Source organism: Massilia sp. LXY-6 (genome assembly GCF_051233485.1).
GTDB lineage: Bacteria > Pseudomonadota > Gammaproteobacteria > Burkholderiales > Burkholderiaceae_D > Telluria.
This window is the reverse complement of the sequence record NZ_JBKFGF010000063.1, coordinates 22,315-42,078: the sequence shown is the minus strand read 5'-3', so window position 1 is coordinate 42,078 and position 19,764 is coordinate 22,315. Positions and strand designations below refer to the sequence as shown.

Below are 19,764 nucleotides of genomic sequence, written 5' to 3'. Positions count from 1 at the left end.
TAGAAATTTATTTTAATGGCACAAGTGTTGCTAACTATGCAGTCGCTTCCTTAAACACACTGGGGATATTATGAAAATGTTAGCGGCAGTAGCGAGTGTTGTAATGCTTTATGGGGCGGTCGTAACTCAGAGCAAGGCGGATGCGATTTACAAATGGCATGGTGACCCTGCATCTCCTAACCCATCCGCGATGTCGCTGACTCTCGTGATTTCAGACGATGCCGTTAAAGCAGGGCATGTTGACTTCACATATTATGGAACAAGTCCCGTCAACCTTCGTGCATCATCTACTGATGTGCAAGAGTTATGGTTATCGTGGTCGGATGGGGGGTTCGGAGCTTCATTCGGGTTTAATTATGAATTTCAACAAAGCGGGCCAATCGTAATTGGAGTTCATTTGAACTTATTGCCATCCGGGTACGCTGCTGGTGGGATTGGTTTGGGCGAAGGCTACACTGACCTTAGTGTTGTGTTGGTAAGCAATGCTTCCGGACTGTTTACCACCCAACAGATTGCCGACGGGGACTGGGCACTTAATCCTTCTAACTGTGGTCCAAATTCAGAATATGGGTGTCCGCCGCTGCCGACTGGCACTATCCAAAAGGTGGGTCATGTTCCAGAGCCTGGAAGTCTCGCGTTGATGGGTTTGGGATTAATCGGTTTTAGGCGATTCACGCGTCGTAGGGCTTTGGTCACACCACGATGACCCCGCCAGTCCGGCCGGGACAGCGGAATACTTCGCTCGGCTCGACCGCTGGCAGGGACCGGGGAACGCCGAGTGTCGCAGGAATCTGGAGCGCGCATATCGGCAGCGCAGCGGGGTGCGTCTGGTGGTCGCCAGCACGCATGAGATCGAGTATGTCGAATCCGGTAAGGACGCCAGCAAGGTCAAGAAATCGTTCGATCCGCGCATGGACCTGATCGGCGAGCTCGTGCTGTTGGAGGGAGAAGGCTACAGGTTCCGTTTTCGGCGGGCTGCTGCAAGGGCATGAGGCAACGGTGTCGTAGACGCCATGACTCAGCTTGCGGTTTCTTTCGTTGCGCGAGCCCTGCTCATCGCGTTGAGATCGTTAGCGGACGCTTTTACAGAAGCAAGCGACGGCTCAGTCCGGCCATTGCTCGCCTCGGATATCGTCGGTTCGAGGACCATCGCCCGGATCGCATCCGCCCTGGGCTTCTCGCGTGACTGAAACCTGAGCGTCCGGATTCCCGCCTGCTGGAGCCGTGCATCGCGCAGTTGATCCTTGGCGCGCGAATGCGTTTTGTCGTCCAGTTCGACCACGGCGACAAGCTCGCAGCTCCTGGTGCAAACGACGTAATCGACGCGCTGCTGGGCGATCCGCAGTCTGTCGCTATGCGCGATTTTCTTGTCGCCGCTTGCTGTATCGAGCAAGGCCGACATGGCGACCTGAGGAAAAATGTAATACTCGGGAAGCGCAACGACGAGCCTGCCGAAAAATTCCGCCTCGTTATCGGTCATTAACTTGCGCCGCTTGTATGTCCCGGTCCGGGCTTTGCCTTTCGTATTCTTCGACAGCGCTACAACGAAGCATGCCAGTATGACCAGGATGAAGAAGGGGAGAAAGATGTTCATGTCAGTGAGTTCAATTGATAATCGGCTGGGACAGGGCGCTGCCGGCCTCTGTCCGGTTGCGGCTGCTGGCGTTGGAAGGCTCCCAGGGCCGCAAGCCCTGATCCTTGCTCAACCTGATGCGATGCAGCTTCATCGCGTCGATGACGTCCGCCGGGTCGGGACTGGTCACTAGAATCGGCAAGGTCTGCGAAGCTTCAAGGAAGAATTGTCGACGCCTGCCCTCGCTTTCGCTCAGGAATGCGTCGTTCCACCAGCTGCTGATGGTATCGCTGGCGCGCTCCAGCGCTGTCTGGGTGACCAGGCGGTTCGACTTCTGGATGTTGATCTGTCGCCCTGCCGGCATCAGGTTCCATGCGTCTCCACAGGGCCATGCTGCGAAGGGGAAGCAGTGGTCCACGTCGTACTCGTCGCGCAGGCGAGCGCCCGACCAGACGCAGTACACCGGCTTGCCGGCGGCGCGGATACGTTCGACTGCCGCCCTGGCGAAACTGGTGTCTCGCGCAGGATCCACCCAGGCGAGCAGTGAGTACGCAAGTGTGCGAACGTCTGCTCTCCCGTCGGCGCTATACGATTCGATCAGCCTGACCCACTCCGACACCAGCACGGGCTCGATCCATACGTTGTAATGGGTCAGCGCCTGCCAGATCTCGAGCGGGATGCGGAACTCGCCGAGGCTCCACAAAAAGGCATCATCGATTTGCAGTTGAGTGGGCGTGGAGATCATTCTGCGCCGCGTGAGCTCGAAGATGGGCTTGTCGCTGGACGGCCAGCGCAGGTAAGTCGCGGGCATGTTGCGTATCACTTGCGAGATCTCCGAAAGACTTCGGTGCAGGTGCTTTGCGGTTTGTCCGCTGAACATGGAACCGACTCGCAGCTCGACGGCGGTGACAGGTCTGAGAGCAAGGAAACTGTCTGTGACGAAACCAGGACCGGTTCCGAAGCGTGACACAGGCATTTGCGGCAGCGCGTTGTCGATCAGCGGCTTGTACATGCGCATCCAGAAGAGCGATACCAGGCCCAGTGGAACGACCACGGAGTCCGCCTCATAGCGGGCCAAGCCGGCCGCGGTATCGGCGATCCGGGCCAGTACGCGGAGGAGCGCGATCTTGTAAGTCGACGACTTCTCGTCGACCAGGATCAGATGCCGCAGCAAGGGCAGGGCGCCAAGACCGTCATCGGGAAGTCCCAGCACGACGTTCGTCCACGACACCTCGCTCCGGCCAAGCTTGTCGTCGCTGTCGGTCGTGTGAACAACGCGTAGCCCGAACTGCTGGGCAAGGCTCGACAGTTCCGGCAGTGAGACCTCATACATGGCGCGCTCGGTGTCGGGTGTGCCGAGCCGGAGGCTGATCGCTATGCGTCCTTTCGGCGCCAGCAGCGTTGCCAGCTTTCTCAAGGAGCGCTGGCGCGCTGCCGGCGGAATGTGCATCCAGACGGCGGACAAGAGGATGAAATCAACACTCAGGCCAAGGCGTCGAACGTTAGCGAGGTCTGGCAGGCTGTCGGAGATCCAGTGAATCCGGCTTGATGGATGGAGCTTGCGCGCATGGGCAAGCATGGCCTCCGACGGCTCGACGGCAAGCACGTCGTACCCATTCGCTGCGAACCAGGCCGCGTCACGGCCGGAGCCCGCGCCAACGTCGAGGACTGTTGCGCCGGGTGGTGGCAGAAGGTCGAGGAGTCCGCCGTGCACCTCTTGAAAGGACAGCGACTCATACTGTTCGACCAGTCGAGCCGCGTGCCGTTCGTAGTGAGGGATGGTCGCCATCGACTTTTGTTCATTATTTTTTAGATACTTTGTATTGTAATATGGAAACGTCGGTGAATGAGCTTATTGTTGTGGAAGAAAGTGCCGGGCAGCTGAGGGTGATGGCGCTTTTTATCCATGCCGCAGAGATAGCGAGCAGTTCCTACTTCACCTGATTCAACACTTCCAACACTGCGTCAACAACGGCCTCCGGCTTATCGGCGTGGATCACATGGCTGGCACCCGGCACCACGCGCTGCTGGCCGCGCGTCGACAAGGCGGCGGTCTCTTTTTGAATAGCGGCGTTCTCGTCTTCCATCGCCTTGTTCAAGGCGCTCTGCGGCTTTCCCGGTACGGCATAAGGGCTCACGCCGCGCGTCAGCACCACCACCGGCAGATCGCCGAACGGCCGGCGCAGCTTGCGCAGCTGCTCGTCGCTGACTTTGATGGCATCCCATTCGTCGACGCTGGTGCGCCAGTAGGCAGGTTTGGCCGTCGCCAACGTCACGGCGGCCCCCAGGGTGGGGCCATACACTTCCGCCGGGTTGCCGATGCAATTCATCCGTTCTTGGCTGCCAGGCTTCATGCCTTTTTGGGCGGCGGCCATGCAGTACTTGTTCTGCTCCGTGACCATCGCATAGACCTTGTTGAGATTGCCCTGGCTGGCCCTATCCAGGCGGCTGGTTTCATCCTCGTGTTGCGGTTCGACGAGCACCAATCCCTTGGCCTCCGCAGGGTAGCGATAGGCATAGACCTGCACGTTCGCGCCGCCCAGCGAATTGCCGACCATGACATATGGTGGCTTGATGCCCGCGCCAGCCAAGAGCTTATGCAAATCTTCCGCCACGTTCTCCGACGTATTCGGGCGCTTTGCGGGGTCGCTGAATCCGAGACCGGCGCGGTCGAACACGCAGGCGCGCGTGTGCCCGGCGACGAGAGGCTGCACTCTGAACCAGTTCCAGCCCGCCTCGCCGGATGGCGCGTCGAATACCACCGTGGTGGCGCCTTGGCCGCTGCAATACAGGTTCATCTTGCGGCCACCGATATCGACAAGCTGGTGTGGCTTGGCAAATGCGTCGGCGGTCGCCCACTGCGCCGCTGGTGCGGCCAATAAGGAGGGTGAAGCTCCGCCGACCAATGCCAGCATTGCCAGTCCAGTCAAGCCTTTACTCATCGGGTAAATCCTTTATAGAAGTGAAGCTACGCGCAGAAATTGGATCGGCGACCGGGGCGGCTTGGCCATCAGTGCAAAGCAGGGATTTCTACAGCAGGCCCCGGCCATGGTCAGGTCGTCGAACATTCAAACACATCGTAGTTCCGCCATCGTTCCTGCAAACGGAAGCCTTCCAGTCCCGTAATCCACTGTTGTTCCGGGAGGTACAAGTAGATAAGAATAATTCTGCGCGGCTCCGCGGTGGCGGATCTCACGATGTTTTCCAGGACCTTGTCCAGCACCGGTTTTGTGAACGGATTGAAGAAGTAAAGCACGAGGTCCCCCGAGGGAAGTGCGAACTGCGTTGCGTCGGCGTGCACTGCCTCCACCTCGCCGGCCAGGCGGGAACCATAGCGCTTGATATTGTCCTCTGCCGTGCGGTGAAGGTCTTCGCTGAATTCCACGCCAATGACTTGCCTGAAGGGCAGCTCACTTGCAACCAGGAGCGTGCGCCCCTTGCCGGATCCAAAGTCGACGAAGGAAAACGTCGGATAATGCAGCTTGAGTCGCTTGAGCAAACGTCTCAGCGAGTAGACGGGGGAGGGCTGATAGCGTTCGCCGTGCCGCTTGTTTTCGCTGCTAATGTCCAGTTCCCGAAGTTCCGCGAACGTTTTCGTATCCGTGCCGTGGCGTTTGTCGAATGAAAATGCACTGTACTTTTCCAGGAGTTGATTGGGCGCCAGGCGCCACCAAGAAGTCCGTGCGGAGTTGAACATGGCCTGATCCGATGGTGATGGAACGGTTCGGTTTGGTCATCCGGCCGAAAAGAAAAAAGCCCGCCAGAGATTGCGGGCAAAAGAGAAATCGCGCTGTAGGCGAGTTTCACTCCGGAATTACGAACCAGTTTATCTTATGCGTAGACATCAAAGTCTAACCAAAAGTAACAAGCATTATGCTAATCGTCGGCTGAAGGCCCGCCTCACCCCCGCGCCAACCCCGGCAAGCGATCGAACCACGGCTGCGCCTGTTCGAGCTGATGCGCCAGCTGGAGCAATTTGTCCTCGCTCCCGAACGGACCGACGAATTGCACCCCCAGCGGCAAGCCGTCCGGCGTCCAGTACAGCGGCACGCTCATCGACGGTGTTCCGGTCAGATTCGACAGCTGGGTGAACGGCACATAGCGCAGGTTATCCGTCGCGATCTTCTGCACGGTCGAATCGAGCAAGCCGAGCCGCGCCAGCACGCCCAGCACGCCGGTCCCGTGCAAAAAGCCCAGCAGGCCCTTTTCGGCACCGGACGGATCGCCGGTACCATGCGTGATCGGCGGCGCAGCCAGGGTCGGCGTCAACAGCAGGTCGTACTGCGCGTGGAAAGCGGCAAGCGCGCGCGAGAACGCGTTCCACCGGTTCAGCTGCGTGGTCAGCTCCACCGCCGATACGCTCGACCCCAGCGTGACGAGAATCCGGTTCATCAGCTCCAGGTCACGTTCCCGGGCTCCCAGCGCCTTGGCGCGCGACACCGCAGCCGGAATCTGTCCGAAGTACATGTGCAGATAGCTCTGCGCCAGCGCAGCCCCGTCGATCTGCGGCGCGGCCTCCTCGACGTGGTGGCCGAGGCTATCGAGCAATCGTGCAGCCTGCTCGACCGCGCGTACCGCTTCCGGATGCACCTCGGTCCCGATCGGCGACAGGGACGTGAAGCCGATCCGCAGCCGCCCCGGCTCGCGCAGCATCGCCTGCGCGTAGGGCTCGGATGGCGGCGCGATCACGAACGGATCGCCCGGTTCCGCGCCCTGCAGCACATCCAGCGCCAAGGCCGAATCGCGCACGCTGCGCGAGATCACGCCTTCGCTGGAGGCCCCGAACCAGACCTCGCCGATGCCCGGCCCGGACGACACCCGGCCCCGCGATGGACGCAGGGAGAACAAGCCGCAGCAGGCCGCCGGGATGCGCAGCGAGCCGCCGCCGTCGTTTCCGGCCGCCATCGGCACGATGCCGGCGGCGACCGCCGCCGCCGCGCCGCCGCTCGAGCCGCCCGGCGTGCGCGCCAGGTCCCAGGGGTTGTTCGTGCGGCCGAACAGCTCCGGATCGGTGACGGCGCGGATCGCGAACTCGGGCAGGTTGGTCTTGCCGAAGATGACCAGGCCCGCTTTCAGGTAGCGCTCGACCACGTGCGCGTGACGCGCGGAGACGATGCCCGCCATCGAGCGGCTGCCATAGCTGGTCGGCAGGCCGGCGTAATCCTGCACGCCATCCTTGATCAGGAAGGGCACGCCGCCGAACGGGCCAGTCAGCGGGCCGGACAGCTGCGATCGCGCCTGGTCCTCCATCAGCCGCACGATGGCGTTCACGCTGCCGTGCACGCGCCGGTGCTGGGCCAGCGCCAGGTCCAGCAGTTCGCCGGCACGGACCTCGCTGCGCGCCACGTGCTGGGCGAGGGCGGTGGCGTCGCTGGCAAGGTAGTCGGCAAGCTGCATGGGGTTCCTTATGTTAATGCGGTGTAATTTGACACCACATATTGTCATAAAAGAAACCCTGCCGCAATGCCTACAGGCTCTGCTCCCACACCAGCCGCCAGACGGTCCGCGTGCGGTGCACGACCGTCATGGCAAGGTCCGGATCGCCTGAATACGTACTGCGCTCGACATAGTTCCGATGCAGCAGATCAGTCACCGATAAGCGTAATCTCGAGCGAGCGTCGCGCTTCCACACCGCGTAGAGGTCGAGCTGGCGCTTGGCGCCGCCGTAGTCGGCCGCCTGCGGGCTGCGGCGCGCGGCGTAGCCGCCGCGATGGCTGTAGGTGCCGCCCATCTCGAGCGACTGTCCCGGCGCCGCGTAGTCCAGGCCGAGGCTGCCGCTCCAGGAAGGCTGGCCGGCGATGCGGTTGTCCGGCCCCGCCACCGCGTCCAGCCGCGACCAGTTGCGCGCCAGGTTCACGCGTCCGGCCACGGCGCCGCGCCGGCTCTTGGCTTCGAACTCCAGTCCGCGCACCGAGGCCGCGCCGAGGTTGTCGGGCATGACGATCCACACGCCGTTCTGCTGGAACACGCGGTCCAGCGTGATGTCGCGGATGCGCTTGGCGAAGGCGCTGACGCTGAGCATGTCGTCCTTCCCCACATAGTGTTCCCAGGCCAGGTCGGCGCCGAGCGCCAGTTCGGGGCGCAGGTTCGGATTGCCCTGCTGGTCCGGGTTGGTGGCGCTGTTGCCGTTGTCGACCGTGTAGCGGCGCGGCATCAGCTGGACGATCTGCGGCGCCTTGTACGTGCGGCTGAGGGCGAAGCGGAACTGGTCGCCCTTGTTCTCGGGTCCGCCGGGCTTGAACAAGGTCTGGAAGATCGGGCTCCACACGCCCGAGTCGACGTCGACCGGCGCGTGCGCGTTGCCTTCGCCGGTCGTATGCAGGTCTTCGCGGCGCAGGCCCAGGTAGGCCGACCAGGCCTCGTTCAGCTCCCACTCGTCCTGGATCCAGAAGGCGCTGCGCTCTACCCGCGCCTGATAGTCCTCGTCGCTGTCCAGCAGCGGACGGCCGCCGGCGTCGAACTGGTGCTCGCGCCGGTATTCGTCGCGCCGCTTGCGGCCCAGCTCCCAGCCCAGCGCCAGCGCATGGGTCTTGAAGAGCGGCCGCCGGTAGCTGCCGTTGAAGTTCAGCTCGCGCTCGGAGGGGCCGGACGCCACCCGGTGCGTCGCGAGCAAAACATCGCCCGTCGTCATGCCGCGGTAGACGAAATCGGCATCGCGCTTGATCGCATAGCCGGACAGCTTGGCGCTCAGGCGCGCGCCTTCGTCCAGCCTGCGGGTCCAGGACAGGTCCGCATACCCCTGGGCCACGTGGGCACGGTAGCTGTGGTACCCGTGCGGAAAGCTGGTCGGGGCGCCGATGGCCACGTCTTCCAGTTCGCTCTTGGCGTTGTCGACGCGCTGCCAGCGCACATAGCTCTGCGACGACAGCGTATCGCGCTGGCCCGGCTGCCAGTCCAGGCGCGGCGCCAGCTCCAGCGAGTCGTTGACCTGATGGTCGTCGTAGGCCGTATGGCGCAGCAGAGCAGGGGCGCGGCCTTCCTCGGTCGCGACGCCGGCGTAGGTCTTGTCGTTGCGCTTGACGGTCGCGGCGAAGGTATAGCCGAGCGCGCCGGTGCGGCCCGAGCGCTGGGCCGTCAGGCTGGGCGAGGTATGGCCGGCATCCAGCATCGCGCCGGCCTTCAACTCGGCCTGCGGCGCGGCGCTCTTGCCGGCCTTGCGCAGGACGATGTTGATGGCGCCCGCCACCGCCTGGCCGCTGGTCTCGGCCGTGGGCGCGCGCAGGATCTCGATGCGCTCGACCAGCTCGGGGTCGATCGCCTCCAGCGAAAAGCCGCCGGGGGCGGGCAGGCCGTTCAGGAGGATCGCCACGTAGCCTGCGCCCAGCCCGCGCATGCGGATCGCCGGCTTGCCGGGCGCGCCGTCGATGCTGATGCCGGGCTGGCGCTTGAGCACGTCGAGCAGGCTGGAATCGCCCTGGCGCAGGATCTCGTCGCGGGTGACGACGATGGCGGTAGTGGTCGATTGCGCGCGCTGGTCGAGGGCGCCGGCGCTGATCGTCACCTGCTGGATAGCCTGGGATTGCGCGTGCGCGCAAGCGGGAACCGCTAACAGGAACGCCGCGCAGAGGTCGGCTCGTGAAGTCTTCATCGGATCGAAAAGTTTCTAAAAAGAGAAAAGAGTATGCGATCCGCCTCCCGCCGCCTGCAAGCGTCGTGGGACGAATCCCCGGCTGCCGGTGACGGCAGGATTTCGCTTGACTTGTTTTCATGTGTAAGGAATTATTGACACGTGAAAGACGAAACCAAGAACATCGACGGCGACCGCCTGCTGGCCATGCTGGCGGCGCTCGCGAATCCGCACCGGCTGCGCATCGTCGCCGCGCTCGCGACGGGCGGGCGCAACTACGTGAGCCAGCTGGCGCGCGATATCGGCCTGAGCCGTCCGCTGTTGCACCTGCACCTGCAGAAGCTGGCGGAGGCCGGGCTAGTCACCAGCAAACTGGAGCTGTCGGCGGACGGCAAGGCACTGAACTATTTCGAAGTGGCGGATTTCGCGCTGCCGCTGGCCCCCGGCCTCATCGCCGAAGCGGTGAAGACCCTGAACAACAAGGAAGAGTAGAGGTTGCCATGTCCACAAGCGTTTATCTGCTGACCATTTGCCTGCCGCTCGCCACCGTGCTGCTGGTCTTCGGCATGAAGTACTTCGCCGCCGTGCAGCAGGCGAGAAGCAGGCTCGCGCAGGACGAGGCCTATCGCCAGCTCGCCGCCCAGGCCGCGCAATCGCAGGCGGAGACGGCCGCGCAACTGGCATCGATGAGCGTCACGCTGGCCAGGCTGGAGTCGCGCACGGCGAGCGTCGAGCAGATCCTGAAGCAGGTCGAGTAATCAACCCCAGGAGGCGCCATCATGGTCGAAGTCTCGTTGTTCCGGCTGTACCTGCTGCGCGCAATGTATTTGTTCATCGTGGTGGGCTTCGGCATGTTCATCTGGCCCGGCATCCTGCATCACCGCGGACCCTGGGAACTGATGCAGGGCGTGGTCAACTGCATGTTGACCGCCTTCTGGACGCTGGCGCTGTTCGGGCTGCGCTATCCGCTGCAGATGCTGCCGGTGCTGCTGTGGGAATTCATGTGGAAGGTGGTGTGGCTGGCAGCGGTCGGCTTGCCGGCCTGGCAGGGCGGGCGGATGGACGAGGCGACGCAGGCGAATGCCTTCGCCTGCGCTTTTGCGCTGCTGATTCCCTTTGTGCTGCCGTGGCGCTATCTGATCGCCCACTATGTGCGCAAGGCGGGCGATCCGTGGCGTGGTGAAGCTTCTCAGCGTGCCGCGGCCGGCGCCTCGATGCGGTAATCCCAGGCAGCCAGCGTCTGCCGCTTGCCGCCCGGCAGGGTGTACTGCTGGGCCGCGTTCGACACGTTGACGCTGACCTTCACCGTGTTGCTCTCGCGCTTGCGCTGGAAGGCGAAGACCTTGTCGTTGCCGGTTTCCAGTACCTCGACGGCGCCGCCGTACTGGCCGTTCCACAGCGCCGGGTTGTCGTGCTTGAGCTTGAGCAGGCCGGCGTAGAAGGGCGCGTACTGGTAGTTCTTCCACTGGATCGGGTCCTTCTCGAAGAACTCGATGCGCTTGTCGAGCCCAGCTTCCTGGCCGCCGTAGATCAGCGGCATGCCGGGCAGGGTGGCGGCCAGCACCGCCATCGCCTTGAAGGCCGGCCCGTACAGTTCGACGTCGCTGCCCGCCCACGAATTCTCGTCGTGGTTGGAGGTGAAGCGCATGCGGTAGGCGCCCGGCGGGTAGGCTTTGGGCGGATGCGCCAGGAAATCATGGAGTGCCCGCGCATCCTTCTTGCCCTTGGCGATATCCTTGAACAGGTCCTTCGTGTCCCAGCCGTAGGTCATGTCGAAGGCGTGCTCGTGGAGCTCGGGCTTGTCGGCCTCGGCCAGCATGAAGACGGGCTTGATGCGGTCGAGGGCGTCACGGGCCTGGTTCCAGAACGGCGTCGGCACCTTGCCGGCGACGTCGCAGCGGAAGCCGTCGATGTCGGTCTCGCGCACCCAGTAGGCCATGGCGTCCGTCATGCCTTTCCACAGGCCCGAGCCGGGCTTGCTCCAGTCCAGGCCCGTCACGTCGGTCCAGTATTCCGGCTCGGCTCCTTCCGTGTAGGTGACCGGGAAGATCTCGCCTTTCTCGTTCAGCAGGTACCAGTCCTTGTGCTCGACCGTCCACGGGTTGTCGAAGGCCGTGTGGTTGGCGACCCAGTCGATCAGCACCTTCATGCCGAGTCCGTGCGCCTGCTTTACCAGGGCCTTGAAATCGGCCAGGCTGCCGAATTCCGGATTCACGGCGGTGTAGTCGCGCACCGCGTAGTAGCTGCCCAGCGTGCCCTTGCGGTTCTTCTCGCCGATCGGCTGGATCGGCATCAGCCACAGGATGTCCACGCCCATCTTCTTCAGGCGCGGCAGGTGGGCGGCGAAGGCCTTGAAAGTCCCTTCCTTCGTGTACTGGCGGATGTTGACTTCGTAGATGTTGGCATTCTTCGACCAGGCCACGTGGGCCATCGGGGCCGCTGCCGCTACAGCTGCGGGCTGCGCGGCCGTGGCCGGGAACAGCGCGCAGGCGCCGCTCAGCGCCAGGGTGGCTGTAGCAAGGGTACGGGTAAGCTGTCTCATTCTCATCGTTTTCCTGTAGTTTAATTACAGATGCGTCTGCCGATTCTAAACCGGAAACCCGCTTGCGCCTAGATGAGATCGCGTACGTCCGCGCGCCACGTGGGACTAGGCCGACAAACACGCGAGCCAAGTTCCCTGTGACTTTGTGCGATTTTGGACAGAGAAACGATGTAAAGACGGGCTACTGTAGGAGCGTACTGAGGATTACATCATGAAAACGCCGCCCATCATTGCCATCGTATTCTGTGGAGCCGCCAGGTTCGCGTTCGCACAGGACGCGGCCGCAGGCGGACACGACATCGCCGTGTTTACAGGCGTGCCCAGCCGCAACCACAGTCCGGACTGGGCGACGCCGCCGCGCCGGGCCTACGGCCAGCTCGACCTCAGGTCGCCCTTCGGCGGCATCGAGGGGTTCACGCTGGGCCGCCAGTACAACCTAGAATACCTGACGCTGGCCGACGTCGGCGATCCTTTCCACGCCGGTACGGCCGGCAGGGCCAGCAACCTGGTCGGAACCAGCGGCCGGCGCGCGAACGACAACGTGCGCTATTTCAGCAACCGGTCCGAGCACTTGTCGAGCGGCGCGTCCTGGACCGTCGACACCCTGGGCGGCGACCCGATGGCCGACCGCGCCTGGGGCATGACGGTGGGCGTCGACCTGGGCAGCATCTCGCTGCGCGCTGCGCACCAGAACCGCCACGTGGCCCAGATCCATTTATACGACCTGGCCGGCGCCAACATGGATGCGAAGAATTCGCTGATCGCCGCCAACCTGCGCATGCGCTGGGGCACGGCCTACGCGGCCTACGCGGCCAACCGCGGCTGGGGCAGTTCGCCGCTGTACAACCCGGACAATCCCTACGGCGCCGGGGTGGCCAGCACGTCCTCCACCGACAGCCGCGACACCCTGGTGGGCGTGGCGGTGCCGGTGACGCACGCGACCACCTTCCTGGCGTCCTTCATCCACAAGAACGACCGCGACCTCGCCCACCGCGACGCCAACCAGTTCGCGGTGGGCGCCAGCTATGTGGTGTCGCGCAAGACCGACTTCTACACGGCCGTGTCGCGCACCGTCACCACGAACGGCAATGGCCTGCTGCTGGGCGGCGCCGCGCACCCCAGCGGCAGTCTTGCAGTGAACGTCGGCATGCGCCATGCGTTTTGATTTTGGGGTAGCCTGAATTTTTGACTTATTGCATTGAATCGGAGGACATATGACTGGCTCGAGCACACTTGATCCGGATAACTTTCCCGGAGCACCAGACCGCAGCCTTGGCAAAGGTCACGGCGTGGACGCCCTTGGCCCGAGCGACGTGACCGACAGCGGCAGCGACGTGGTCGGCGGCCCTGGCTTCGCGGCCAACCTGGACGACGACCAGGTGCTGGACCTGGACAAAGGCACGACCTCGGACAACGAGGAAGGCTATGCCCACGACACCGCCGGCGCCGACATGGGTGACCCGAACCTGGAGAGCGACAGCGACTTCGGCGGCACCGGCGAGCGCGCCGCCGCCGGCCGCGACCTGAACATCAGGGACGGCGGCGACATCGATACCGACCACATCGAATCGATCCCGGACCTGCCGCTGACCGACGAGGACGTGGATTTCCTTGGCAGTGAACCGCCGAAAGGGCCGGCGCCGGGTAAGTAATCACGTAGACGCAAAGAAAAACCGGGCGCTTGAAAGAGCACCCGGTTTTTTTACATCGCTACATCACGCGTGCCACACGTTCCGCTGTGCCGGCCGCCGCATCAAACGCCACGCCGCCAGCAGGGCACCGCCCACCAGCACCGTCTTCACCGGCGTCGACCGCAACTGATAAGCCTGGTACACGCTGCGTTCAAAGGTCTTGTGCGGCAGGTCGTTGCGCTGCTGCAGTTCGCGTGCCGGGTCGGGCGCGTGCAGGGCGTCGCGCCGGTCCGGATTGTTGGGCTGGTCCGGCTGCTGTTCCTGGCGGAAGGCGGCGGCCCGCATCAAGCGGTCGAGCGGGCGCGGCAGCACTGCGCCGAGCGTCGATATCAGCCTGGCGCGTCCTCCCACGAACAGGTCGCGCTCCGGCGTCTCGGCCGCGTGCAGGATCGTCTTCGCCACCAGCTCGGGCGCGTAGATCGGCGGCGGCAGGTCGGGCTCGTACTCCATGTAGTTCCTGGCGTGGGCCGTGAACGGGGTATCGATGCTGGCCGGCTTGATGAGGGTAAGCGAGATCTGTGCCTTTTCCAGTTCCATGCGCAGCGATTCGGTGAAGGCTTTCACCGCATGCTTGGACGCGGCATAGGTGCCGATCAGCGGCACCGCGCGGTCCGAGACTTCGCTGCCGACGTTGATGATGGCGCCGCCGCCGTGCTGCTTCATGAGCTTCACGGCGGTGAGGCTGCCGTGCACCACGCCCCAGAAATTGGTTGCCATGACGCGCTGCATGTCTTCCAGCGTGACCTGCTCCTGGCTGCCGTAGACGCCGATGCCGGCATTGTTGACCCAGGTGTCGATGCGGCCGAAGCGCTCGATCGCCGCTTGGCCGATGCGCTCGACGTCGGCCGGGTTGCCGACGTCGGCCGCCACCGTGAGCGCCTCGGCGCCGCGCTGGCGCAGCTCCTGCGCGAGGGTGTCCAGCGCATCGCCGTCGCGCGCCGCCAGTACCAGCCTGACGCCGGCTTCGGCCGCGGTCCTCGCCGTCACCAGGCCGATGCCGCTGGTGGCGCCGGTCAGGACCATCACTTGCTCGTTCAGTTTCTTGAGTTTGACTGACATGGTGCTTGTTCCTTTCGCGTTCGGTAGGCGCTGCGCAGGCTCGGGCGGCGTGCCAGCTTCCAGGCGGCGAACAGGGCGCCTGCGCCCAGCAGGGCGGGCACGATCTTGTTCGAGCGCAGCGCGACGGCCGTGTACGGGCAGTGCTCCATCACGTGGCGGTTTTCCATGCCCTGGCGCTGGCGCAGTTCGTTGCGCGGATCGGGCGCATGCAGGGCGTCACGGCGGTCGGACGCGCTGGGTGCGTCGGCCTGCTGCTGCCTGAACATCGAGGCGTTCATGAGCTTGTCGAGCACGCGCGGCATGGCGAAGCCGGCCGAGGAGATGGCCTTCGAGGCGCCGCCGACGAACACGTCGCGCTTCGGATGCTGGGCCGCGTAGAGGATGGACCTGGCGACGATTTCCGGTGCGTAGACCGGCGGCGGCAGGGCCGGCTCCTTCTCCATGTAGTTCTTCGCATGCACGGTGAACATGGTGTCGATCGCGGCCGGCTTGATCAGGGTGACGGACAGCGGCGCGCCTTCTTTCTCGAGCTCCATGCGCAGGGCGTCGGTGAAGGCTTTCACGGCATGCTTGGAGGCCGCGTACAGGCCCTGCAGCGGGATCGAGCGGTCGGACAGTTCGCTGCCCAGGTTGATGATGGCGCCGCCGCCGCGCGTCTTCATGTGCTTGACGGCTTCGAGCGAGCCGTGCACCACGCCCCAGTAATTGGTCTGGAACAGGCGCTGCATGTCTTCCAGCGCCACGTCTTCGTTGCGCCCGAAGATGGAGATGCCGGCATTGTTGACCCAGGTGTCGATGCGGCCGAAGCGCTCCATCGCCGTCCTGCCGATCCGTTCGACGTCTTCCGGCTTGCCGACGTCGGCCGTCACGGTGGCGACCTTGCCGCCCTTGAGGCGCAGCTCGCTTGCCAGCTGGTCCAGCGCATCGCCGTTGCGCGCCGCCAGCACCAGCTTCGCGCCTTGCTCGGCGGCCATGCGCGCGGTGGTCAGGCCGATGCCGCTGGTGGCGCCGGTGATGACCATCACCTGTTCGTCGATCTTGCGTAATTGCACTGACATGAATGCCCCCTCTTGTTTGGCTTGTGCACACGACAATCGTGTTCGTGCCCGGGATTTCAAGTCGTTTTTACAAACACGCCTAAACGCGTCGTTCCCGCGAAGGCGGGAACCCAAGCTTGCTCGCGTTAATGTAACGCACCTGGAACTTGGGTCCCCGCCTGCGCGGGGACGACGGCGGAGATTGCGGGGACGACGGCGGACATTGCGGGGACAACGGTAACTATTGCTTCTTGCCGGGCTGGTAAATCTGGTCGAACACCCCGCCGTCTGCAAAGTGCGCCTTCTGCGCCTTGGTCCAGCCGCCCGCCACCTCGTCGATGGTGAACAGCTTGATGGCCGGGAACTGCGCCGCGTACTGCTTCGCATACGGCTCGACCACCGGGCGGTAGTAGTGCTTGGCGGCGATCTGCTGGCCTTCCGCGCTGTACAGGTATTGCAGGTAGGCTTCGGCGACGGCGCGGGTGCCGCGCTTGTCGACGACCTTGTCGACCACCGCGACCGGCGGTTCGGCCAGGATGCTGCTGGACGGGGCCACGATCTCGAACTTGTCCGGGCCCAGTTCCTTTACCGCCAGCAGGGCTTCGTTTTCCCAGGCCAGCAGCACGTCGCCGATGCCGCGTTCGGTGAAGGTGGTGGTGGCGCCGCGTGCGCCGGAGTCGAGCACCGGCACGTTTTTATACAGCCTGGACAGGTAGTCGCGCGCCGACGCTTCGGTCGCACCCGGCAGGCGCAGGGCGTAACCATAGGCGGCCAGGTGGTTCCAGCGCGCGCCGCCCGAGGTCTTCGGGTTCGGCGTGATCACGGACACGCCCGGCTTGACCAGGTCGGCCCAGTCGCGGATCTGTTTCGGATTGCCCTTGCGGACCAGGAACACGATGGTCGAGGCATAAGGCGTGCTGCGGTGGGCGAGACGCTGTTGCCAGTTGTGCGCGATCAAGCCACGTTCGCTGATAGCATCGATGTCATACGCCAACGCCAGCGTGACGACGTCGGCGGACAGGCCGTCGATGACGGAACGCGCCTGCTTGCCGGAGCCGCCGTGCGATTGCTTGACGGTGACGTTGTCGCCCGTCTTTGCCTTCCAATGGCGGGCGAAGGCCTGGTTGAAATCCTGGTACAGCTCACGCGTCGGGTCGTAGGACACGTTCAGCAGGGTGATGTCCGCGGCGAAGGCGGCGGACTGGCCCAGGGGGGAGCCGACAAGTGCGACGAGGGCCAGCGCGGTGGCGATTTTTTTATGGAACATCGTTTTCTTTCGGGCAGTGAGGAAACCATAGGCTAGGTTCCTGCTCAGCGAAAGAAAACGAATTTAAACGACAAAGCTTATGCGGTTTTTAATGCGCCTTCGACAGGATCAGCAGCCAGCGGCGGAACAGCAGCACTTCGACGTGGCCGGGTTCGACACCGGTATCGCATTCGATGATCGGGTTGACCGCATAGAAACGCTTGCGGAAATCACGCGTGACGAGAATCTCGCGGCGGCCGATGCGGGCCAGGAACGGGGTCGGTGCGTATTCCATGCCGAAGGAGCTGTTCAGAGTAGTCATGAGGATCCCTTTTTGAGTTGTGTTGTACAAAGTCTTGCTCAAGTGCATTCAGAATATCACAACTACTGTATAAATCCACAGTTACTGTACAAAAAACCAGTTCTTTTTCGCAACTGTGGTTTTCCCGCAAACAGCGCTAGTGGAGGGGCATGCTGAACCTACTGCCGGACCGCCTGCACCGTTTCCTGGCCGCCCGCTTCTCTCCGGAGGGGGAAATGGGCATCCATTTCACCATCGGCATCGTCCTGATCCTGGCCGCGGCCTGGGCGTTCGGCGCGATCGCCGAGGACGTGGTGGAGGGCAGCGCCATCACCCTGCTCGACGTGCGCCTGGCCCACTGGTTCCGTGCCCACGCCAGCAGCGGCTTCACCGAAGCCATGCTGTTCGTTACGCACTGGAACGGCATCCTCGGCTCCAGCATCATGGGCGCGCTGCTGGCGGCCTGGTTCTGGCATCGCAAGGCGCATTACTGGTTGGTCGTGGTATTGGTATCGGTGCCGGGCGGGATGCTCCTGAACGTCGCCCTCAAGCATGTATTCCGGCGCGCCCGGCCCAGTCTGGAGGACCCCTTGTTGACCTTGAGTACGTATAGCTTCCCAAGCGGCCACACGGCGGCCGCGACCGTGTTCTACGGCCTGCTGGCCTGCTACCTGGTGCGCCGGGTGCGGGGCTGGCCGAAACGCACCGCCGTGGTGGCGGCCTGCTGCCTGATGGTGATGCTGGTGGCGCTGTCGCGCATGTACCTGGGCGTGCACTACCTGTCCGACGTGCTGGCGGCAAGCGCGGAAGGCGCGGCCTGGCTGGCGGTCTGCATCACGGCGGTGTCGACCCTGCAGCGGCGCCGGATCGCGCGGGCGCGCGGGCGGGAGGTGGCGGCATGAAACCCCGCGTGAAACCCGTTACCGTGATCATCAACGGCGGCGCCGGCCAGGGCCACGACGACCGTGCCTGCGCCGAGCTGCGCGCCAAGCTCGCCAATGCCGGCCTGGACGCCGAACTGGTGCTGGCCAAGGATGGCGAGGAGATGATCGCCACCGCCCGCCGCGCGCTCCATGGCGGCGCCGAACTGGTCGTGGCCGGGGGAGGGGACGGCACCATCAACGCCGTCGCTTCCGTGATGGCGGACAGCGGCGTGCGCTTCGGCGTACTGCCACTCGGCACCCTCAACCATTTCGCGAAAGACCTCGGGATTCCGCTCGACCTCGACGACGCCGTGCGCAACCTGGCGGGCGGCGTGCCGCGCAAGGTCGATGTCGGCGAGGTCAACGGCCGCATCTTCCTGAACAATTCCAGCCTCGGCCTCTACCCCGACATCGTGCGCGACCGCGAGAAGCAGCAGCGCCGCCTGGGACGCGGCAAGTGGCCGGCGGCCCTGTGGGCGAGCGTGGCGGCGCTGCGCCGCTACCCCTTCCTGTCGGTGCGCCTGACGGTGCGCGGCGAAACGCTGGCCCGCCGCACGCCCTTCGTCTTCATCGGCAACAACCGCTATATCATGGAGGGCCTGGCGATCGGCGAGCGCGAGCGCCTCGACGACGGTGTGCTCAGCCTGTACGTGGCCCAGCACCCGACCCGCCTGGGCCTGCTGCGCTTCGCGGTCGACGCCCTGTTCGGCAAGCTCGGCAGCGAGCGCGACTTCGACGTGCTGGAAGCGCCCGGATTCCAGATCGAAACCCACCACGCGCGCCTGCACGTCGCCACCGACGGCGAAGTCACGATGATGAACTCGCCGCTGCGCTACCGGGTGCGGCCTGGCGCACTGACGGTGCTGGTGCCGGCTGCGACAATCGCTTCAACGAAAACTACAACGAAAACCACAACGGAAACGGAAACGGAAGATCATGCGCACACTCGTCCATCTCTCTGACCTGCATTTCGGCCGCGTCGACCAGGAGCTGCTCGACCCGCTGCGCGAGCTCGTCCACCGCATCGCCCCGACCGTGGTGGTGGTATCGGGCGACCTGACGCAACGGGCGAAGAGCGAGCAGTTCGAGGAGGCGCGCGCCTGGCTCGACACCTTGCCCGGCCCGCAGATCATCGTCCCGGGCAACCACGACATCTCGCTGTACAACGTGTTCCGCCGCTTCGTACTGCCGCTCGAACGCTACAAGCGCCACATCACCGACGACCTCGATCCGGTCTACATCGACGACGAGATCGCGGTGCTGGGCGTGAACACGGCGCGTTCCCTGACCTGGAAGGACGGGCGCGTGAACAAGGAGCAGGTCGAGAAGATCTGCGCCACGCTGGCCGGCCTTCCGGAGGGCGTGACGCGGGTGGTCGTCACCCATCACCCCTTCGACCTGCCGGAGGGGGCGCAAGAGGACGACCTGGTCGACCGCGCCCACATGGCCATGGACGTGTTCGCGGACGTCGGGGTCGATCTCCTGATGGCCGGCCACCTGCACCAGAGCCACGCCGGCAACACCCAGGCGCGCTACAAGATCAGCGAGTACGCGGCCCTGGTGGTACAGGCCGGCACCGCCACCTCCACGCGCGGCCGCGGCGAGGTCAATTCCTTCAACGTGATCCGGATCGAGCCGCGGAAGATCGAGGTCGACCGCTATGGCTGGGATGCCGTGCACAAGCAGTTCCAGATCATGGCGACGGAAAAGTTCATGCGTAGCGGGAACGTCTGGGCCGAGGTGAACGAGGGGCTGCTTGCGGCGGGAATCTAGACCACCTGCGCATACACGTCGTCCCCGCGCAGGCGGGGGATCCAAGCTGAAG

21 protein-coding genes are annotated in these 19,764 nt (G+C 64.1%); 10 read left to right on the top strand and 11 right to left on the bottom strand.

Annotated elements, in window-relative coordinates; translation table 11 throughout:
• Nucleotides 1-70 precede the first annotated feature (70 nt).
• A complete protein-coding gene (locus ACI48D_RS23450; protein ID WP_435573649.1) occupies nt 71-706 on the top strand; it encodes a PEP-CTERM sorting domain-containing protein in 636 nt (211 codons plus the stop codon).
• A 124-nt stretch (nt 707-830) separates the two neighbouring features.
• Complete coding sequence (locus ACI48D_RS23445) at nt 831-992, top strand: hypothetical protein (RefSeq protein WP_435573648.1); 162 nt, start codon at nt 831-833, stop codon at nt 990-992.
• A 26-nt stretch (nt 993-1,018) separates the two neighbouring features.
• Here ACI48D_RS23445 and ACI48D_RS23440 read toward each other — a convergent pair whose 3' ends face one another.
• The 6 genes from ACI48D_RS23440 to ACI48D_RS23415 all read right to left on the bottom strand — a co-directional run bounded on the left by ACI48D_RS23440 (nt 1,019) and on the right by ACI48D_RS23415 (nt 9,161).
• The gene (locus tag ACI48D_RS23440; RefSeq protein WP_435573647.1) at nt 1,019-1,594 is read right to left on the bottom strand and encodes a DUF2726 domain-containing protein; all 576 of its coding nucleotides are present in this window, start codon (nt 1,592-1,594) and stop codon (nt 1,019-1,021) included.
• A gap of 10 nt (nt 1,595-1,604) precedes the next feature.
• Nucleotides 1,605-3,362, bottom strand: coding sequence for a methyltransferase domain-containing protein (locus tag ACI48D_RS23435; RefSeq protein ID WP_435573646.1), 1,758 nt, complete (start codon nt 3,360-3,362; stop codon nt 1,605-1,607).
• A gap of 142 nt (nt 3,363-3,504) precedes the next feature.
• On the bottom strand, nt 3,505-4,515 hold the full coding sequence (locus ACI48D_RS23430) for an alpha/beta fold hydrolase (RefSeq protein WP_435573645.1): 1,011 nt from the start codon (nt 4,513-4,515) through the stop codon (nt 3,505-3,507).
• Nucleotides 4,516-4,625: 110 nt separating this feature from the next.
• On the bottom strand, nt 4,626-5,270 hold the full coding sequence (locus tag ACI48D_RS23425; protein WP_435573644.1) for a class I SAM-dependent methyltransferase: 645 nt from the start codon (nt 5,268-5,270) through the stop codon (nt 4,626-4,628).
• 203 nt (nt 5,271-5,473) lie between these two features.
• Nucleotides 5,474-6,970, bottom strand: a complete 1,497-nt coding sequence (locus tag ACI48D_RS23420) for an amidase (RefSeq protein WP_435573643.1) — start codon at nt 6,968-6,970, stop codon at nt 5,474-5,476.
• A gap of 70 nt (nt 6,971-7,040) precedes the next feature.
• A complete protein-coding gene (locus tag ACI48D_RS23415) occupies nt 7,041-9,161 on the bottom strand; it encodes a TonB-dependent receptor plug domain-containing protein (protein ID WP_435573642.1) in 2,121 nt (706 codons plus the stop codon).
• A gap of 141 nt (nt 9,162-9,302) precedes the next feature.
• Between ACI48D_RS23415 and ACI48D_RS23410 the strand changes: the two genes are divergently transcribed.
• Genes ACI48D_RS23410 through ACI48D_RS23400 form a run of 3 tightly spaced genes read left to right on the top strand, consistent with a single transcriptional unit; the run spans nt 9,303 to nt 10,363 of the window.
• Nucleotides 9,303-9,632, top strand: coding sequence for an ArsR/SmtB family transcription factor (locus ACI48D_RS23410; RefSeq protein ID WP_435573641.1), 330 nt, complete (start codon nt 9,303-9,305; stop codon nt 9,630-9,632).
• Nucleotides 9,633-9,640: 8 nt separating this feature from the next.
• Entirely contained in the window at nt 9,641-9,898 is a 258-nt protein-coding gene (locus tag ACI48D_RS23405; RefSeq protein ID WP_435573640.1) for a hypothetical protein, read from the top strand.
• 21 nt (nt 9,899-9,919) lie between these two features.
• Entirely contained in the window at nt 9,920-10,363 is a 444-nt protein-coding gene (locus ACI48D_RS23400) for a hypothetical protein (protein WP_435573639.1), read from the top strand.
• Here the strand turns inward: ACI48D_RS23400 and ACI48D_RS23395 are convergent.
• Nucleotides 10,330-11,682 carry an alpha-amylase family glycosyl hydrolase gene (locus ACI48D_RS23395; RefSeq protein WP_435573638.1) on the bottom strand — a complete coding sequence of 451 codons (1,353 nt, stop codon included), beginning with the start codon at nt 11,680-11,682 and terminating at the stop codon, nt 10,330-10,332. The genes ACI48D_RS23400 and ACI48D_RS23395 overlap by 34 nt on opposite strands.
• A gap of 211 nt (nt 11,683-11,893) precedes the next feature.
• Between ACI48D_RS23395 and ACI48D_RS23390 the strand changes: the two genes are divergently transcribed.
• A complete protein-coding gene (locus tag ACI48D_RS23390; protein WP_435573637.1) occupies nt 11,894-12,847 on the top strand; it encodes a porin in 954 nt (317 codons plus the stop codon).
• A gap of 124 nt (nt 12,848-12,971) precedes the next feature.
• Nucleotides 12,972-13,334, top strand: a complete 363-nt coding sequence (locus ACI48D_RS23385; protein ID WP_435573636.1) for a hypothetical protein — start codon at nt 12,972-12,974, stop codon at nt 13,332-13,334.
• A 63-nt stretch (nt 13,335-13,397) separates the two neighbouring features.
• Here the strand turns inward: ACI48D_RS23385 and ACI48D_RS23380 are convergent, their stop codons facing one another.
• From ACI48D_RS23380 to ACI48D_RS23365, 4 genes are all read right to left on the bottom strand, one after another.
• On the bottom strand, nt 13,398-14,432 hold the full coding sequence (locus tag ACI48D_RS23380; protein ID WP_435573635.1) for an SDR family oxidoreductase: 1,035 nt from the start codon (nt 14,430-14,432) through the stop codon (nt 13,398-13,400).
• The gene (locus tag ACI48D_RS23375; protein ID WP_435573634.1) at nt 14,408-15,490 is read right to left on the bottom strand and encodes an SDR family oxidoreductase; all 1,083 of its coding nucleotides are present in this window, start codon (nt 15,488-15,490) and stop codon (nt 14,408-14,410) included. The genes ACI48D_RS23380 and ACI48D_RS23375 overlap by 25 nt, the downstream gene beginning before the upstream one ends.
• 220 nt (nt 15,491-15,710) lie before the next feature.
• A complete protein-coding gene (locus ACI48D_RS23370; protein WP_435573633.1) occupies nt 15,711-16,736 on the bottom strand; it encodes a sulfate ABC transporter substrate-binding protein in 1,026 nt (341 codons plus the stop codon).
• Between the two features lie 88 nt (nt 16,737-16,824).
• Nucleotides 16,825-17,037, bottom strand: a complete 213-nt coding sequence (locus ACI48D_RS23365) for a hypothetical protein (RefSeq protein WP_435573632.1) — start codon at nt 17,035-17,037, stop codon at nt 16,825-16,827.
• A gap of 149 nt (nt 17,038-17,186) precedes the next feature.
• Here ACI48D_RS23365 and ACI48D_RS23360 point away from each other — a divergent pair, with 149 nt between their 5' ends.
• The 3 genes from ACI48D_RS23360 to ACI48D_RS23350 are packed head-to-tail and all read left to right on the top strand — an operon-like array spanning nt 17,187 to nt 19,712.
• Complete coding sequence (locus ACI48D_RS23360) at nt 17,187-17,918, top strand: phosphatase PAP2 family protein (protein WP_435573631.1); 732 nt, start codon at nt 17,187-17,189, stop codon at nt 17,916-17,918.
• Nucleotides 17,919-17,926: 8 nt separating this feature from the next.
• On the top strand, nt 17,927-18,901 hold the full coding sequence (locus ACI48D_RS23355) for a diacylglycerol/lipid kinase family protein (RefSeq protein ID WP_435573630.1): 975 nt from the start codon (nt 17,927-17,929) through the stop codon (nt 18,899-18,901).
• Nucleotides 18,876-19,712, top strand: coding sequence for a metallophosphoesterase family protein (locus ACI48D_RS23350; protein ID WP_435573629.1), 837 nt, complete (start codon nt 18,876-18,878; stop codon nt 19,710-19,712). Before ACI48D_RS23355 ends, ACI48D_RS23350 begins: the two co-directional genes overlap by 26 nt.
• The last annotated feature ends 52 nt before the right edge of the window (nt 19,713-19,764 follow it).

Excerpts from the sequence above, each read along its gene's own strand:
- ACI48D_RS23450 (WP_435573649.1), top strand. The coding sequence starts at position 71 with ATGAAAATGTTAGCGGCAGTAGCGAGTGTTGTAATGCTTTATGGGGCG.
- ACI48D_RS23440 (WP_435573647.1), bottom strand. The coding sequence starts at position 1,594 with ATGAACATCTTTCTCCCCTTCTTCATCCTGGTCATACTGGCATGCTTC.
- ACI48D_RS23435 (WP_435573646.1), bottom strand. The coding sequence starts at position 3,362 with ATGGCGACCATCCCTCACTACGAACGGCACGCGGCTCGACTGGTCGAA.
- ACI48D_RS23430 (WP_435573645.1), bottom strand. The coding sequence starts at position 4,515 with ATGAGTAAAGGCTTGACTGGACTGGCAATGCTGGCATTGGTCGGCGGA.
- ACI48D_RS23425 (WP_435573644.1), bottom strand. The coding sequence starts at position 5,270 with ATGTTCAACTCCGCACGGACTTCTTGGTGGCGCCTGGCGCCCAATCAA.
- ACI48D_RS23420 (WP_435573643.1), bottom strand. The coding sequence starts at position 6,970 with ATGCAGCTTGCCGACTACCTTGCCAGCGACGCCACCGCCCTCGCCCAG.
- ACI48D_RS23415 (WP_435573642.1), bottom strand. The coding sequence starts at position 9,161 with ATGAAGACTTCACGAGCCGACCTCTGCGCGGCGTTCCTGTTAGCGGTT.
- ACI48D_RS23405 (WP_435573640.1), top strand. The coding sequence starts at position 9,641 with ATGTCCACAAGCGTTTATCTGCTGACCATTTGCCTGCCGCTCGCCACC.
- ACI48D_RS23400 (WP_435573639.1), top strand. The coding sequence starts at position 9,920 with ATGGTCGAAGTCTCGTTGTTCCGGCTGTACCTGCTGCGCGCAATGTAT.
- ACI48D_RS23395 (WP_435573638.1), bottom strand. The coding sequence starts at position 11,682 with ATGAGACAGCTTACCCGTACCCTTGCTACAGCCACCCTGGCGCTGAGC.
- ACI48D_RS23390 (WP_435573637.1), top strand. The coding sequence starts at position 11,894 with ATGAAAACGCCGCCCATCATTGCCATCGTATTCTGTGGAGCCGCCAGG.
- ACI48D_RS23380 (WP_435573635.1), bottom strand. The coding sequence starts at position 14,432 with ATGTCAGTCAAACTCAAGAAACTGAACGAGCAAGTGATGGTCCTGACC.
- ACI48D_RS23375 (WP_435573634.1), bottom strand. The coding sequence starts at position 15,490 with ATGTCAGTGCAATTACGCAAGATCGACGAACAGGTGATGGTCATCACC.
- ACI48D_RS23370 (WP_435573633.1), bottom strand. The coding sequence starts at position 16,736 with ATGTTCCATAAAAAAATCGCCACCGCGCTGGCCCTCGTCGCACTTGTC.
- ACI48D_RS23365 (WP_435573632.1), bottom strand. The coding sequence starts at position 17,037 with ATGACTACTCTGAACAGCTCCTTCGGCATGGAATACGCACCGACCCCG.
- ACI48D_RS23360 (WP_435573631.1), top strand. The coding sequence starts at position 17,187 with ATGCTGAACCTACTGCCGGACCGCCTGCACCGTTTCCTGGCCGCCCGC.
- ACI48D_RS23350 (WP_435573629.1), top strand. The coding sequence starts at position 18,876 with ATGCGCACACTCGTCCATCTCTCTGACCTGCATTTCGGCCGCGTCGAC.